We start from the raw sequence: 14,576 nt of genomic DNA, 5'->3' as shown, positions 1-14,576 counted from the left end.
AGGCTGTCGGGGATCATCGACTTCGGTGTGGTCGCAGCCGAACCCGCGGCGAACGACTTCGCCAAGTGGGACTTCCGAGANGGGACGCGCTTCCCGGTCGAGTGGATACAGGCCGGCTATGGCGACCCCTCGTTGTTCGAGTCCCCGAACGACCGCACCTACCGTGCGCTCTGGCTCCTCCACGGGCTCTGGTATTTGCGCCACTACCACGTGACGGGTTTTCCCCCCGGCGTCGAAGCCGGCCGGGACCGACTGCTGAGCGGACCAGAGCGGTAGCACAGCTACTCGATGGCGCGCACGTCCACGCCGTTCGACCGCGTGGTCATCTCGTTCCTCACTGCCTACATGATCAGCGCCGGCGAGCAATGGAGCGCCATCTACACCAGCCAAACTCTCGGGGCCGGAGCCACGCTCGGCGCCGCCACCTACGCAGGCTGGGTGCTGGCTAACGCCGTCGGTTTGCTAGTCGTCGACAGGGTGACAGCTCGGGTCGGGCTGCTCCGGTTCTTCTGCGTCGCGATGGTCATCGCCGCGGTGGCTCTTGCTGTCGCTCTCGCTGTCGGCACTGCGGCCGCGGCGATCGCCGGATTCGTGCTGCTTGGCCTCGGCACGATCGGGATCGCTCCACTCCTCAACGGCCTCGCCGCGCAACAGCCGGGCCTCACACCAGGCGAAGGCCTCTCCATCGTTCAACTCGGCCAACCGCCGGGCTTCTCCTGTCACCCGCACTCATCGGATTCATCGCAGGCGGCATGGGTCTCCAGATCGCGCTGGCGACCGTGGTCGCCGCGCTCCTCATCGCGGCAGCTCTCGCCACCCGCCTACGGGCATCCAATGGTTGGACGACAAACGGCAAGGCTGCATGAGCCCCGGTTCGGCCCTGGATCTCGACGAGTGGTGGTGCGAGAGTCTGACCGCCCCCGCGACTTTGCCGTCGGAAGGTCATCGCCATGTCAGCCGTCCGCCACCCCCGCCCGCTCTCCTGCCTAATCAACGTTGTCTACGCGCGAGCCGACAGCGTGGAGCTAGCCCTGGACGTGCTGGGCCCATCGCCATTGCCGAAGACGCCTCTGCCGACGGTCGTGAGAATCGACGGCCTTCCGGCTTGGGGTAGAGGCACCCGTTCGACGGCCATGCTGCCATTCGCGAACCCGCTGCTTGCCGAGGCCGGGTTCCTCACCGTCGCCCCGTCGGTGCGGCACAGCGGTCAGGCGGTGTTCCCTGCTCAGTTGGACGACGTCCGAGCCGCCCTGCGGTGGTTGCGCCGGAACCCGCTCGGCCTTCCCATCGCTGCCGATCGGATCGGGATCTGGGGACAATCTGCTGGCGGCCACCTCGCCGCTCTGGCCGGTCTGACCGGCTCGCCTTGCCCGAGCGGCGGCACGGCCGAGGACGAGTGGGACACGACAGTCCGGGCCGTTGTGACGATCAGCGGACCCAGTGATCTTCTCCATACGGGCGGCCAGATGCTCAACGACCAACCCTCTCCGGTGACCGCACTCGTCGGCGGCGATGTCACGACCCATCGAGCCCAGCTGCGCCAGGCGAGTCCGGTCAACCACGTCACTTCCAGCGCACCGCCGTTCCTGCTCGTCCACGGCAGGTTGGACGAGACCGTCCCATACGAGCAGTCCGAGCGCTTGCACGCTGCACTTCGGGCGGCGGGAGTCGAGTCGGAGATTCTGGCGATCGACGGCGGGCACCACAACCTGCAGGCCGATCCTGAGAGCCCGTACGACGGACCGGTCTGGTACGACGTCGGCGCCGCGGCGATCGAGTTCTTCGACCGGCACCTGCGGCAGCCGTAAAGGAGGCCAGCTGCTAGGCGAAGCACACCCACCGCCAGCACAGGCGGACACGATAACGACCTAGCCCGCTTAAGCGGGCGATCATGATCCGGCGCGTGCGAGGAGACGCTCTGACCAGCTATACGAGCCGCTATTGATGTCACAAGTGATGTCAAACGCCCCAGGGATAGATCTTCTCTTGGGGCGTTTTCGCAGGTGGGCAGGGGCGGGGTCGAACCGCCGACCTTCCGCTTTTCAGGCGGACGCTCGTACCAACTGAGCTACCTGCCCATGGAGCAGGTGGCCGGCTGTTGCCGGCCACCGCAGCGACCCCGACGGGACTCGAACCCGCGACCTCCGCCGTGACAGGGCGGCGCGCTCACCAACTGCGCTACGGGGCCTTGCTGTTTTGCTCGCGCCGACGAATGCTATCGCACTTCGCGAGCAGTGCCCCCAACGGGATTCGAACCCGTGCTACCGCCTTGAAAGGGCGGCGTCCTAGGCCTCTAGACGATGAGGGCAGCACTAACGGCTCACCACCGTCAGGGACCGCACAAGTCTATGGGTACGCCGTTGCGGGGTCCAAACCGGGCGGCCCCTAGCGGCTTGGCGTACCCCAGACCGGGGTATACCGCGCAGGCCGCACCCATGGCTACGTGGCTTACCGCGCTGGCGTCGGGGTCGGGGTCAGTGGTGGCCCGCCCGGTGGAGGCGATCCAGTCGATCCCAGTGGGGACCCTAGCGGCGACCCCGACGGAGAACCTGACGGAGAACCCGACGGCGACTCTGTGGGCAGGCGGGTGATCGTCGGCGTCGGCAGCGGCGATTCCGGAACCGGCCCGGTTGGCGTCGGTATCGGGCTCGGCGTACTCGGCGTCTCGTCGGGGGTCACCTGGTGCCGGTCGATGCGGGCCGAGGTGAGGCCCAGCCCGCCCAGGGTGATCTCGTCCCACGCCTCGAGCTCGCGGGTCGACCGGTCGAGGTAGAGGACGGACATCTCGATGGGCGCGGGTTCGCTCTTCTCCAGGGCCCGCAGCCCCGCGCCGCCCGTCGTACCCTCCTGCATCAGCCGGCTCCCGCCCGGCAGCATCATGTTCAGCCGCTTGTGCGCGTGCCCCGTGAGGAGCAGCGAGGCGTTCCCGTCGAAGAACGCGGCCCCCGCGCTGTCGTGATAGACGATCGCGTCGACCTCCGGCTTGGAGTTCTCCGCGACCTTCGTCAGAGCGAGCGCCTGCGCGGCGACGGCCTCTGTCTCGGCGGGAATGTCCCGGTTGCTGCGGTCCGGGGTGAAGCGCGGATCACCGGCGCCGAGGAACCGGATCCCCTTGACGGTCTTCACCTTCCCGTCGAGTACGACGACGTTCGGCAGCTGGCGCATCGCCTCCTCGGTGACCACCGAGTCGTGGTTGCCGCGCACCCAGACGTACGGCACCCGCAGGCTCGGGATCCGCTGGAGGAAGGTGTTCTCGGCCGCCAGCCCATGGTCGGTGGTGTCGCCCGAGTCGACGATCACGTCCACGGAGTACTGCTTCACCACCGAGCCGATGACGTCCCAGGCGTGCTCGCCGAGATGGAGGTCGGAGACGTGCAGGACGCGGATCACGTTGTCGCTTGGTTGGTACGCCGGAAGCGTGGAGGTGACGTCGTACAGCTTGGTGACGTTCGTCACCAGCCGCACCAGCTCCTTGGAGTACGCGTCGAAGTTCTGGGCGAGGTCCTGCGCGTTGCCGATCAGTGACGGCGCGCCGGTCAGGAGGCCGGTGTACTTCGGCTCGGCCACGGCGCGGGGGTTCAGGGTGAGGCCGGCCACGCCGTAGACCGTGAGGATCGCGACGACCGCGGCGCCACCGGCGATGAGCGTCGGGCGGCGCCGGCGGACCACGATGAGCGTCACCAGCATCGCGCCGAGAGCGCCCGCTACGAGGCCGCGGACCGCGGTGGCGTACACCCCGCTGCGGACGTCCCGGATCACCTCGGACTCGAGGTCGCCGAGGATGCGGGGATCGTCGAAGATCCGCCGAGCGGCGTCCTGGTTGATCCGGTCGACGTTGACCTGCAGCTCGATCGGGCTGTTGTGGCTGTCGAGGGTGAGCGTGCCGAGCGGTGGGATGGACAGGACGGACTCGCCGTGCCAGGACGGGACAAGCCGCATGCTCGTCTCGACCGGGCCGACCGGCCGCTCAGCGGAGCCGAAGAACGCCATCCCGAACCACGCGCCGACGAACGCCAGCGCGGCGATGGCGAGCACGGTCGCGGGTCGCTGAACTCGCGCGGCCACCTCGCGTACGAACTGCGCGAGGCTCCGCGCGGACCGCCACAGCACGCCAACGGAGGACGCGGCGCGGTCGAGGAAGGTGGAGGACACCGGGCGCTGGTCGGGCATCCCCACCGTTGTACCCCACCTCACGCGATCATGTCCCGTAGGGACCCGAGAGGGATCCGTGCTGGACAGGAATTGCTGTGGAGCGATCGGGAGGGTTATGGACGGGACCGACAAGAATGGCGGTGTGCTCGACATGTCCCGGGAGCGGTTCGAGGAACTCGTGGGGGAGGCCCTCGACGAGATTCCAGCGGAGCTTGCCCAACTCATGGACAACGTCGCGGTCTTCGTCGAGGACGAGCCGCCGCCCAACGATCCCGACCTTCTCGGTCTCTACGACGGTCTGCCGCTCACCGAGCGCGGTCACTCCTACGCCGGTGTCCTGCCCGACCGCATCACCATCTTCATGAACCCGACATTGCGGATCTGCGACACCTACGACGAGGTGGTCGACGAGGTACACGTCACTGTCGTCCACGAGATCGCGCACCACTTCGGGATCGACGACGCCCGCCTGCACGAGCTGGGCTACGACTAGCTGTAGCGGGTCAGGGCGCGGGGCCGCCGGTCAGCTGTTGATGGCGGCGGGCGCGCTCGGCGGCGTGGGCCGGGGCCGGATCGTCCGGCGCAACGCTGGGGAGGGAGCCGAGCCGATCCAGCCGCGCTCGGCCGCGCGGATGCCCGCCTCGAACCTGCTCCGCGCGTTGAGGCGGGCCATGAGCTCGGCCATCATCCGGCGTACGGTCCGCAGCGAGACGCCCAGCTGGCGGGCCGCCGACGCGTCCGTCATCCCCCGGCCGAGGAGGCGCAGCAGGTCGCGTTCCTGCGGACTGGGGACGTCGGCGGCCGGATCGGTGGCGGGGGTGGCCGAGGTGCGGGTCGGCGTACCGCTGACCACGCGGGCGTCTCCCCACACGCGGTCGAACAACAACGCCAGCGCCGCGGTCAACGCGCGATTGTGAACGACGAACGCCGCGGTCGTGCTCAGGTCGGCCGGAACCAACGCGGTCGTACGGTCGACCACCAGCATGGCCGGCGGGACTGACTGCGCGGTCCGGGCGCTGCCGCCCGCCGAGATCAACCAGCGGGCGTGGGCGCGGATCGCGTCGTCGTCGAGGATGTCGCCGGCGTAGACGGCGCGTACCGCGACGCCGCGGCCGATCGCGCGTTCGATGGCGTGGGACTGGACGCCGAGCGCGATCGTGCCCGCACCCTGGACCAGGAAGCACATGATCGTCGACCGCGACGACTCCAGCATGTCCTCGATCCGGACCTGGACGGCGGCCTGCCCACGGGACAGCTCGGGCGGTCGCGCACTGCTGGAGTCCCGGCCGTACGCCGCGTAGACCGAGGTCAGGGCGGCGAGCGCCTCCTGGGAGCGGATCAGCTCCTGCTGCGCGGCAATGAGACTGGCCTGCCGGTGAGCGATCAGGGGACCAAGACTCTGCCGCGGGTCGCGGGGGACCAGCAGGCGCGGCTCCCCGGGTGAGGGGGCGACCAGGCCCGCCGCGACCAGCCGGTCGAGGGCCTCCTCGGCACGTGCTCGCGGTATCCCGAGCCGCTCAGAGACCTGGACCGCTGTGCAGGCACGCTCGCGTACGAGCGTGTGGTAGGCCTCGCGCATCTGCCGATCGAGGCCGAGCACGTCTGACATGCCCGAACTCCTCCGGTTCTGCCCCCCGAAGAAACTCCTCCGATTGTGCTCGAAGTTCGGTGACGCTTGACGGCCGCAGATCGTGAACCTGTGGAAAAGTTCCGCGCACGGGACGTCTCGGCAGAAGGAAGGGGTTTGCGGGCGGGCGGACGGCGGGAGCCGGGCAGCGTCGAGCGAATCTCGGACCGCATGACATCGCACCCGCCAACCAGATCGGAAGGTCTGATCAGCGGGCGCGGTCTGCTTCCGCCTGTTGCGGCGGGGGAGCAGTCAGAGCGGGCGTACCTCGACGATCTCGACCGTCAGCTTGCCAACGGGCGCGTCGTAGGTGACCTTGTCGCCAACCCGGTGGCCCAGGAGTGCGCGGCCGAGAGGGCTGGTCGGGGTCAGTGCGACGACATCGCCAGCCTGCTCCTCGATCAAGCCCACCTGGTAGGTCTCGGTGCTGCCGTCATCGAAGCGCAACGTGACGACGGATCCGACGGCGACCGTGTCGTCGGGTGCGTCGGCGGCCACGGTCGTCGCCGACAGCAGATCGTGGATCCGCACTAGGCGCCGGTCGATCGACTCGATCTCGATCTGCTGCGTGGCGAAGGACGCCTGATCGACGAGATCGCCTCCGGTCTCGCTGCCCTGCTCGGCGACGAGCTCGGCGCGCCGTTGCGTGAGCTCGATCTCATCCTGCTCGAGACGCTTGCGCGCTGATGCGGAGAGCTGGTGGATCTGATGGTCGAGAAGACTCACGGCGACCACACTCCCTCGGTTGCCCCCAGACGTGGCCCGGTTGTGTGAGGACACACAGTGAACCGGAACCCCCGTCGTCGACGAAGGTCCCCATCCTCTCACGGTCCGCCGACATCGGCGGTGCCGTATCAATGCCTGGACGCCCTAAGTGAAGAAGTCGTTACGCACTGCTGGTACTGGAGTGATCATCGCGGCGTCGAACTCCGTTCATATGCCGTCTTCGCGGTTGCGTGACGTTATGCGCCATGCGTACACGTAGTCCTCTTTGGTTCCGGTTAGGGTTGCTCGCCGTGGTGTCCGCGGTGTCGATGTCGGCGGCCGGCGTCGCGTCAGCGTCGGCGTCAGGGTCCGCGTCCCAACCAGTGACCGACCAGCAGTCACAGCGTCCCGGTTCCTCCGCGTCCAAGCCGATCGTCATCGGCCACCGCGGGGCCAGCGGATACCGACCCGAGCACACGCTCGCGTCGTACGAACTCGCGATCGAGCAAGGCGCCGACTACATCGAGCCCGACCTCGTCTCCACCAAGGACGGCGTCCTGGTCGCCCGGCACGAGAACGAGATCTCGGGTACGACGGATGTCGCGGCCCACTCGGAGTTCGCCAGCCGCAAGACGACCAAGGTGGTCGACGGGCGCGGCGTCACCGGATGGTTCACCGAGGACTTCACCCTCGCCGAGCTCAAGACGCTGCGGGCCAAGGAGCGGATCCCCGACCTGCGGCCCGATAACACGAAGTACGACGGGAAGTTCGAGGTGCCGACCCTGCAGGAGGTCATCGACCTCGCCAAGCGGGAGTCCCGGCTCCGGGGACGCACCATCGGCATCGCGCCCGAGACCAAGCACCCGACGTACTTCGACTCGATCGGGCTCTCGCTGGAGGAGCCGCTCGTCAAGGTCCTGCGCCGCAACGGGCTCGCCGGCCGCAACGCGAAGGTCGTCGTCCAGTCGTTCGAGGTCGGCAACCTCAAGCAGCTCAACAAGCTGGTCGAGGTCGAGCTCGCCCAGCTGATCGACTCCTCGGGGGCGCCATACGACTTCGTGGCGAAGGGGGATCCACGGACGTACGGCGACCTGCTCACCCCGGCCGGCCTGCGCGAGATCGCGACGTACGCCGACTGGGCGGCGCCGTACAAGGACCGGATCCGCCCGCGGGATGCCCAGGGTCGTCTCCTCGGACCCACGACTGTCGTTCGCGACGCCCACCGGGCCGGGCTCCGGGTGGTGACCTGGACCTTCCGGGCCGAGAACACCTTCCTGCCACTGGAGTACAAGGTTGGTACGGGCACCGCCGCGCACGGCGATGCCGTCGGTGAGATGCGAGCGTTCCTGAACGTGGGCGTCGACGCGATCTTCACCGACTTCCCCGACCTCGGAGTCGCGGCGGTCCGCGGCTCCTGACGGGTCCTGACAGCGAGCGCGGCGGAGCTGCCGCGCTGGTGATCATGAAGGCGGAAGGGGCCATACGTCCCTTCCGCCTTCATCATCCGGATCATGATCACCGGACGTTGGGCGGGTTGGGTCGGGCGTGGACGGGTTGGGTCGGGCGTTGGGCGGGGTTGGGTCGGGGGCACCCTTGGCCAAGAGAGCCGTACAAGGGTGCCCCCGACCCAACCGAGGCCGGCATCCTGGGAACGTGCCTGAGAATGAGCCCCCTGCCGAGGAGCCCGGTGCGGCGATCCACGCCGACCATCCGTTCCTACCGCCGCCGCATGAGCGCAATCCGGTACGCCGGCTGCGCGGCCGGCTGACCGCGCCCGTCACGCTGTGGACCGCGACAGCCGGCGGCCGGCGGGCGGGGCTTCCGGTGTCAGGGCTGGTCGTCGCCGACGGTGAGCCGGGCAAGGTCCTCGGACTTGTCGACGGCGACTCCGAACTCTGGCCGGTCCTGGAGAGGGCCGGCAGGTTCGCCGTGTCGGCCCTGCGCTGGGAGCACCGCTCGCTGGCGGACGCGTTCGCCGGTCTCATGCCCGCGCCCGGTGGGGCGTTCCGGCTGACCGAGTGGCGCGACACCGAGTGGGGGCCGGTGCCGGCGACGGTCGAGACCTGGGCTGGGTGCCGGCTCCTTTCCGCGCGGCCGATCGGGTGGGCGCTGGGCGTCGAGGCGGAGCTGGAGCACATCGAACTGGGTGAGGAGCACGACCCGCTGCTTCACCGGCGGGGGCGCTACTTCACCATCCCGAACGGCTGACCCGAACGACTGACCGGCGGCGGTTGGCCGGCGCCGCCGGGCGAGGTCACAGGCCGTACGCCTCGAGCAGGCGGAGCCAGAACTCGCTGACGGTGGGGTACGCGGGTACGGCATGCCAGAGCCGGTCCAGCGGCACCTCACCCACCACGGCCACCGTGGCGGCGTGCAGAAGCTCGCCGATGTCGGGGCCGACTGCGGTGAACCCCACGATCACCAGGCGTTCCTGGTCGACGACCAGCTTGACGTGCCCGGTGTAGCCGTCCGCGCGCACGGCAGCGCCCGCGACCTTGCCGAGGTCGAACTCCACTGTCCGGATGGTCAGCCCCTGGTTGCTCGCCCGCTCCTCGGTGAGGCCGACCGAGGCGACCTCGGGCGAGGTGAAGACCACGTCGGGCACCGCGGTGTGGTCGGCAGTCGCGGCGTACGGCGACCAGGCGACCGGTGACGCGTGCTCGCCGTGGGCGCGGGCACCGATCGCGTCGCCGCAGATCCGCGCTTGGTACTTCCCCATGTGCGTGAACAGCGCCCGGTGGTTGACGTCCCCGGCCGCGTACAGCCAACCCCCCTCGACCGCTGTGACCCGGCAGCTGTCGTCGACCTCCAACCAGGAACCCGGCTCCAGCCCGACGGTCTCCAGCCCCAGATCGGCCGTACGCGGCGTGCGTCCGGTGGCGACGATCAGGACGTCGGCGGTCACCTCTCCCGTGTCGGTCGCGAGGGTGGTCGGCCCGTCGCCGTCGCGGGTCACCGACGTGACCTCACTGCTGGTACGTACGTCGACGCCCGCGGCTCTCAGGGAGTTCGCGACATACTCGCCGGCGAAGGGTTCCAGTGCGGGCAGGAGGTGGTCGGCCTGCTCCAGCAGCGTGACCTGGGAACCGAGGTCGCTCCAGGCCTGGGCGAGTTCGCAGCCGACCGGCCCGCCGCCGAGGATGGCGAGGGTGCGTGGCGCCTCCTTGGCGCTCGTACCCTCCCGGCTGGCCCACGGCCGTGCCTCGCGCAACCCGGGGATCGGCAGAATCAGCGGGTCCGACCCGGTGCAGACGGCGACCGCGTGCCGCGCCTCGAGGACCCGCTCGCCCGATCCGTCAGGCGGTCGTACGACGACCCGCCGGGGTCCGTCGAGCCGACTGTGCCCGCGGACCACGGTGATGCCGGCGTCCTCCGCCCACTTCACCTGGCTGGTGTCCTCCCAGTGCGAGGTGACGATGTCCCGGCGGTTGAGGACGGCTGCCACGTCGAGGTTCCCCGTCACGGCCTCGGCGGCACCCGGGACGGCGCGGGCCGCCCGCAACGCCGCGCCGCTGCGCAGGAGCGCCTTGCTCGGCATGCAGGCCCAGTACGAACACTCCCCTCCAAGGAGTTCGGACTCGATGAGGGCGGCCGAGAGGCCCCGCGCGACCACGCGGGCGGCGAGGTTCTCCCCGACGGCTCCGCCACCGAGGACGATGACGTCGAACGTGGTGTCGGCCATGCTGCCAGCGACCTCTCATCCGGCGTGACGGCACCTCGCGGCGCGTAGACGCGGTCGGCGCGTACAAAAGGTGGGTAACCGCTGGGCGCGCGCCGAAACCTAGGTGGGGTGGGTCTGACCCGGCTGCCGGCTGGCTGGGCCGGCGGGCCCGGGCTTGGCTGTGTTGGCCAGCGCGGTAGAGGGGCCCCGCATGGAAGGCTGGGCCCGTGCATGTCGCCGTGTTGGGGCCGCTGGAGGTGCGGGACGACGAGGGCCGGCTGGTCGAGGTCGGCGGGGCGCGGCTGCGGGCGTTGCTGGTCCGGCTCGCGCTGGACGCCGGACGGATCGTCACGGTCCAGACCCTGGTCGACAGCCTGTGGGGCGAGACGCCGCCGGCGGGTGCGGTCAACGCCCTGCAGTCGCTGGTGTCCAGGCTGCGCCGCGTCGTCCGGGACGCCGACGGTGACCGAGCCCTGATCGAGTCGCGCTCGGCGGGGTACCTGCTCGCGGTCGAGCCGGGGCGGGTGGACGCGTACCAGTTCGAGGAGTTGGTGGTACGCGGGCGGCGGGCGCTTGCGGCCGGTGAGCTCGCCCGGGCATCCGCCTGGCTGGCCGAGGCTGAGCGGCTGTGGCGTGGCCCGGCGCTCGCCGACGTCACGGCCGCGGTGTTCGCCCTGGCCAGCGCCACCCGCCTCGACGACCTGCGGCTGGCGGCCATCGAGGACCGACTCGACGCTGACCTCAGTCTCCACCGGCACCTCGAGGTGGTCAGCGAGCTGCGGCGCCTGGCCGAGCAGCACCCACTCCGCGAACGCGTCCAGGCCCAGCTGATGCGGGCGCTGTACGCCACTGGCCGGCAGTCTGAGGCCCTCGCGACGTACGAACGCGTCCGGTCCGCGCTGTCGGAGGAGCTCGGCATCGACCCGTCGCCCGAGCTCGCCGCGGTACACCTCGCGGTGCTGCGCCAGGACCCTGACCTCGCACTGCCGGCGGAGTTGCCGGTCGTGCCGCCCGAGTCGCCGGTCGGCTTGCCCGAAAAAGGGCTGTCGTCTGAGGTGGCCCGGCCGGTGGCGGGTGGGTGGGGAGGACTGCCGCGGACCCACCTGCGGACCCAGCTCAGCAGCTTCGTGGGTCGCGAAGCCGAACTTCGCCGGTTGGGTGAGCTGCTTGACGGCGCGAGACTCGTCACCGTCGCCGGTCCGGGTGGTGCGGGCAAGACCCGGCTCGCCACCGAACTCGCCGCGCGGCTACGCCCGGACGCCGGCGAAGACGTGCCATCGCACGGGTCAGCCGCGCGGCCCGCGCGTCCTGAGTCGCCGGAGAACCTGTGGTTCGTCGAGTTGGCCCCGCTGACCGATCCGCTCGACGTACCCCAGGCGGTACTCTCCGCGCTCGGCGTACGCGAGGCGGCACTGCTGGAGCGGGCCCCGCTCGGCTCCTCACCGGCGTACCGCGACGCGATGACCAGGCTGGTCGAAGCTCTCGCACACCGGCACGCGCTGCTCGTCCTCGACAACTGCGAGCATCTCGTCGACGCCGCCGCACGGCTCACCGACACCCTGCTCGCGGCCTGCCCACGGCTGCGGATCCTCGCGACGAGCCGGGAACCCCTCGGCGTGGCGGGCGAGGCGACGTACCCGATCCCGCCGCTGCCCTGGCCGCCGGAGGGTACGCCGGTCGCGGACGCGACGGCTCTGGCGTACCCCGCGATCCGTTTGTTCGTCGACCGCGCGACCGCGGTGCGCCCCGACTTCGCCCTCACCCCGGAATGCGTGCCGGCCGTGGTCGAGATCTGCCGGCGCCTCGACGGCATGCCGCTGGCCATCGAACTCGCGGCGGCCAGGGTGCGCTCGCTTTCTGTCGGCCAGATCGCGGATCGGCTGGACGACCGGTTCCGGCTGCTCACCGCGGGCAGTCGCACCGCCCTGCCCCGGCACCAGACACTGCGCGCGGTGATCGAGTGGAGCTGGGACCTCCTGACCGAACCCGAACGCATCCTCGCCCGGCGGATCTCCGTCTTCCCCGGCGGAGCGACGCTGGCGGCGGCCGAGCGGGTCTGCGCCGGCGACGGCCTGCCCGCCGCCGACGTTCTTGACGTTCTCTCCGCCCTGGTCGACAAGTCGCTGCTGGACGCGGTCATGCCCGGGGACGGCGGAGGCGAGGTCCGCTACCGCATGCTGGAGACGGTCCGGGCGTACGGCGCCGAATGCCTCGCCGAGGCCGGTGAGTCAGCGGCTCTCCAGGCGGCGCACGGGGCGTACTTCCTCGACCTCGCCGAGCGGGCCGAGCCCGAGCTTCGCGGGCGGGACCAGCTGGACTGGTTGGCGGTGAACCGGGCGGAGTACGACAACCTCGTGGCGGCCGCGCGCTGGGCGATCGGGACTGGTGTCGCGGATCCGGCCGTGCGCCTGTGCGCCGCGCTGATGTGGTTCTGGTTTCTCCAGGGGAATCGCACCGACAGCACCGCGCTGGCCCGGCCGGCGCTGGAGCTTCCGGGCGAGTCGCCGCCCGCGGCCCGCGCGATCCTGCTGTGCTCGTCCGCGGCGGTGGCCTTCTTCTCAGGAGACGAGGCCGACGCCTGGCGGTCCCTGGCTCAGGTCCTGTGGCTGGTACGCCGGCCGGGCGTGGTCGCGAGCCAGCCCATGCTGGGGCTGGTCCGTCCGGCGATCGAGGCGTTCCGGACCAGGGAGGCGGCCGCGATGGCTGACCTCGGCCAACTCCTGCCCCAGCTCCAACCCTGGGAGCGTGGGATGGCGCTGCTGCTCCGCAGCCAGGTCGCCGAGAATGGCGGCGACCTCGAGGCTGCCTACGGCGACCTACTCGATGCGCGCGCGGCGTTCGAGGAGGCAGGGGAACGCTGGGGGCTCGGCGCAGTGCTCCGCAACCTGGCCGGCGTCCATGCCCGCAATGGCGATCACGCCGCCGCTGTCGCCGCCCGTGAACAATCCCTGGCGCTGGTCTGCGAGCTCGGCTCGACGGACGATGCTCCGGAGATGCTCGCGATGATCGGCATCGACCGGATGCGCCTCGGCGATCTCGCGAGTGCCCGCGAGACCCTCGAGGAGGCGTTGGCGGCGTACGAGCGGGACGGTCAGCAGGATGCGGACGGGTTGTGGTTCGGCCTGCTCGGGCTGGCCGAGCTCTCGTGGCGTACCAACGACTTCGCGGCCGCCCGGCAGCACCTCGACGCGGCGGCCACCGCCATCGACCGCGTGCCGGTGGTCGTGCCGCAACGGCGGGCGATGCTGCTGACCAGCCATGGCTGGCTCGCCGTCAGCGAGTACGACGCACCGGCGGCGAGGGCGGCCTTGGACCAGGCGCTCCCGATCGCCCTCGCCGCGAAGGACATGCCGTGTCTCGCCGGTGCGATCCAGGGGATGGCGGCACTCGCCCTGCTGGAGGGCGAGCCGCCACGGTGTGCGTTCCTGCTCGGCGCCGCGACGAGCGTGCGGGGCGCCCTCGACCTGAGCAACCCGGACGTCTCGCGGCTGATCCGGGCGGCTCGGGAGTCGCTGGGATCACCGGCGTACGACGACCACTATGAACGCGGTGCCGGGTTGTCCCGCGAGGACGCCATCGCCGCGATCGTGCCGTCGTCGAGCACCTCGACCAATCGCTCAGCGAATGCGCGTGGCCGGCCGAGATAGCCCGCGTGATCCCCGGGAAAGTCTGCGAACTCGGTCCCGATGAGGTCGGCAAGGGTGGCGCCGGCGCGGTACGGGTAGTGCGCCGCCCCGGTCCGTCCACCACCGAGCACGACCCGGCATCCGGAGCTCCTGGCGGCCCTCAGGGCGTCGAGATCGGGTTCGTAGCGGACGAACGGGCGCATCTCGTGGGCGAGAAGAAACTCGAAGTTCCCGGCGAACCGTTGCTGGATCTCGGGGTCGGGAGGGAGCGTCGGGTCCCACTCCAAGTCCGGCGGTCCGTCGCCGCCGTAGCTGGCGATGAACTTCTCCATCGCCGGCTCCGCTCCTTCGCTGTGGTAGATGTCGTTGATGTCGTCGAAGAGGCGGAGGTACGTCCCCCGGTCGGGCAGGAGCGTCACCACCGGCGGCTCGTGGGCAACCAGTGCGCGGACTCGCTCCGGATGTTGCGCGACCAGATCGAGGCCGACGATGGCTCCGCCGCTCCCGCCGAACACGAACGCCGGCTCGCCTCCGAGCGCGTCCAGCAGCCGGATCGCGTCGCCGGTTTGTTCATCCATGCGCAGGTCCTGCGGCGGACTGTCGAGCGTGCTGCGCGAATTGCCGCGCCGGTCGTACGTCACGACGGTGAAGCAGTCCGCGAGCGTCGGCGCGACCGAGCTGTAGAAGCCGGCATCTCCAAGCCCGCCAGGGATCATGAGCAGAAGGGGGCCGTCGTCTCCGAAAACCTCGTGATAAAGCTGCGCGCCGGGCACGTCGAGCATTCCGGTCCGCTTTGGGTCCACAG

The 14,576-nt window shown here is 70.3% G+C and carries 11 protein-coding genes and 3 tRNA genes; 5 read left to right on the top strand and 9 right to left on the bottom strand.

Features of this window, described 5'->3' with window-relative positions:
* Window positions 1-462: 462 nt before the first annotated feature.
* A complete protein-coding gene (locus tag B141_RS0125570) occupies window positions 463-702 on the bottom strand; it encodes a hypothetical protein (RefSeq protein ID WP_020578035.1) in 240 nt (79 codons plus the stop codon).
* A gap of 248 nt (window positions 703-950) precedes the next feature.
* On the opposite strand from B141_RS0125570, the gene B141_RS42695 reads away from it, so the two are divergent.
* On the top strand, window positions 951-1,808 hold the full coding sequence (locus B141_RS42695) for a prolyl oligopeptidase family serine peptidase (RefSeq protein ID WP_084678510.1): 858 nt from the start codon (window positions 951-953) through the stop codon (window positions 1,806-1,808).
* Between the two features lie 196 nt (window positions 1,809-2,004).
* Here B141_RS42695 and B141_RS0125560 read toward each other — a convergent pair.
* The 4 genes from B141_RS0125560 to B141_RS52335 all read right to left on the bottom strand — a co-directional run bounded on the left by B141_RS0125560 (window position 2,005) and on the right by B141_RS52335 (window position 4,170).
* A tRNA-Phe gene (locus tag B141_RS0125560) sits at window positions 2,005-2,078 on the bottom strand.
* Between the two features lie 36 nt (window positions 2,079-2,114).
* A tRNA-Asp gene (locus B141_RS0125555) sits at window positions 2,115-2,188 on the bottom strand.
* A 47-nt stretch (window positions 2,189-2,235) separates the two neighbouring features.
* Window positions 2,236-2,308, bottom strand: a tRNA-Glu gene (locus tag B141_RS0125550).
* Window positions 2,309-2,448: 140 nt separating this feature from the next.
* Complete coding sequence (locus B141_RS52335; RefSeq protein WP_020578032.1) at window positions 2,449-4,170, bottom strand: metallophosphoesterase family protein; 1,722 nt, start codon at window positions 4,168-4,170, stop codon at window positions 2,449-2,451.
* Window positions 4,171-4,267: 97 nt separating this feature from the next.
* On the opposite strand from B141_RS52335, the gene B141_RS0125540 reads away from it, so the two are divergent.
* Window positions 4,268-4,645 carry a metallopeptidase family protein gene (locus B141_RS0125540; protein ID WP_020578031.1) on the top strand — a complete coding sequence of 126 codons (378 nt, stop codon included), beginning with the start codon at window positions 4,268-4,270 and terminating at the stop codon, window positions 4,643-4,645.
* Between the two features lie 30 nt (window positions 4,646-4,675).
* On the opposite strand, the gene B141_RS0125535 is transcribed toward B141_RS0125540, so the two are convergent.
* Together B141_RS0125535 and B141_RS0125530 are read right to left on the bottom strand one after the other, a co-directional pair.
* The gene (locus B141_RS0125535; RefSeq protein ID WP_020578030.1) at window positions 4,676-5,761 is read right to left on the bottom strand and encodes a helix-turn-helix transcriptional regulator; all 1,086 of its coding nucleotides are present in this window, start codon (window positions 5,759-5,761) and stop codon (window positions 4,676-4,678) included.
* Window positions 5,762-6,031: 270 nt separating this feature from the next.
* Entirely contained in the window at window positions 6,032-6,505 is a 474-nt protein-coding gene (locus B141_RS0125530) for a GreA/GreB family elongation factor (RefSeq protein ID WP_026257573.1), read from the bottom strand.
* A gap of 245 nt (window positions 6,506-6,750) precedes the next feature.
* On the opposite strand from B141_RS0125530, the gene B141_RS0125525 reads away from it, so the two are divergent.
* On the top strand, window positions 6,751-7,902 hold the full coding sequence (locus tag B141_RS0125525; protein ID WP_063828664.1) for a glycerophosphodiester phosphodiesterase: 1,152 nt from the start codon (window positions 6,751-6,753) through the stop codon (window positions 7,900-7,902).
* A 235-nt stretch (window positions 7,903-8,137) separates the two neighbouring features.
* The gene (locus tag B141_RS0125520; protein ID WP_020578027.1) at window positions 8,138-8,692 is read left to right on the top strand and encodes a flavin reductase family protein; all 555 of its coding nucleotides are present in this window, start codon (window positions 8,138-8,140) and stop codon (window positions 8,690-8,692) included.
* A 46-nt stretch (window positions 8,693-8,738) separates the two neighbouring features.
* Here the strand turns inward: B141_RS0125520 and B141_RS0125515 are convergent, their stop codons facing one another.
* Window positions 8,739-10,166, bottom strand: coding sequence for a dihydrolipoyl dehydrogenase family protein (locus tag B141_RS0125515; protein WP_020578026.1), 1,428 nt, complete (start codon window positions 10,164-10,166; stop codon window positions 8,739-8,741).
* A gap of 206 nt (window positions 10,167-10,372) precedes the next feature.
* Here B141_RS0125515 and B141_RS42685 point away from each other — a divergent pair, with 206 nt between their 5' ends.
* Window positions 10,373-13,792: an AfsR/SARP family transcriptional regulator gene (locus B141_RS42685; protein WP_020578025.1), complete on the top strand. Its 3,420-nt coding sequence runs from the start codon at window positions 10,373-10,375 to the stop codon at window positions 13,790-13,792.
* Here the strand turns inward: B141_RS42685 and B141_RS46855 are convergent.
* Window positions 13,684-14,574, bottom strand: coding sequence for an alpha/beta fold hydrolase (locus tag B141_RS46855; RefSeq protein ID WP_202805912.1), 891 nt, complete (start codon window positions 14,572-14,574; stop codon window positions 13,684-13,686). The genes B141_RS42685 and B141_RS46855 overlap by 109 nt on opposite strands.
* Window positions 14,575-14,576: the final 2 nt, after the last annotated feature.

Source organism: Actinopolymorpha alba DSM 45243, from assembly GCF_000373925.1.
Taxonomy (GTDB): Bacteria; Actinomycetota; Actinomycetes; order Propionibacteriales; family Actinopolymorphaceae; genus Actinopolymorpha; species Actinopolymorpha alba.
This window is presented reverse-complemented; position numbering and strand designations above follow the sequence as displayed.

Excerpts from the sequence above, each read along its gene's own strand:
- B141_RS52335 (WP_020578032.1), bottom strand. The coding sequence starts at position 4,170 with ATGCCCGACCAGCGCCCGGTGTCCTCCACCTTCCTCGACCGCGCCGCG.
- B141_RS0125540 (WP_020578031.1), top strand. The coding sequence starts at position 4,268 with ATGGACGGGACCGACAAGAATGGCGGTGTGCTCGACATGTCCCGGGAG.
- B141_RS0125515 (WP_020578026.1), bottom strand. The coding sequence starts at position 10,166 with ATGGCCGACACCACGTTCGACGTCATCGTCCTCGGTGGCGGAGCCGTC.
- B141_RS0125535 (WP_020578030.1), bottom strand. The coding sequence starts at position 5,761 with ATGTCAGACGTGCTCGGCCTCGATCGGCAGATGCGCGAGGCCTACCAC.
- B141_RS42695 (WP_084678510.1), top strand. The coding sequence starts at position 951 with ATGTCAGCCGTCCGCCACCCCCGCCCGCTCTCCTGCCTAATCAACGTT.
- B141_RS0125525 (WP_063828664.1), top strand. The coding sequence starts at position 6,751 with ATGCGTACACGTAGTCCTCTTTGGTTCCGGTTAGGGTTGCTCGCCGTG.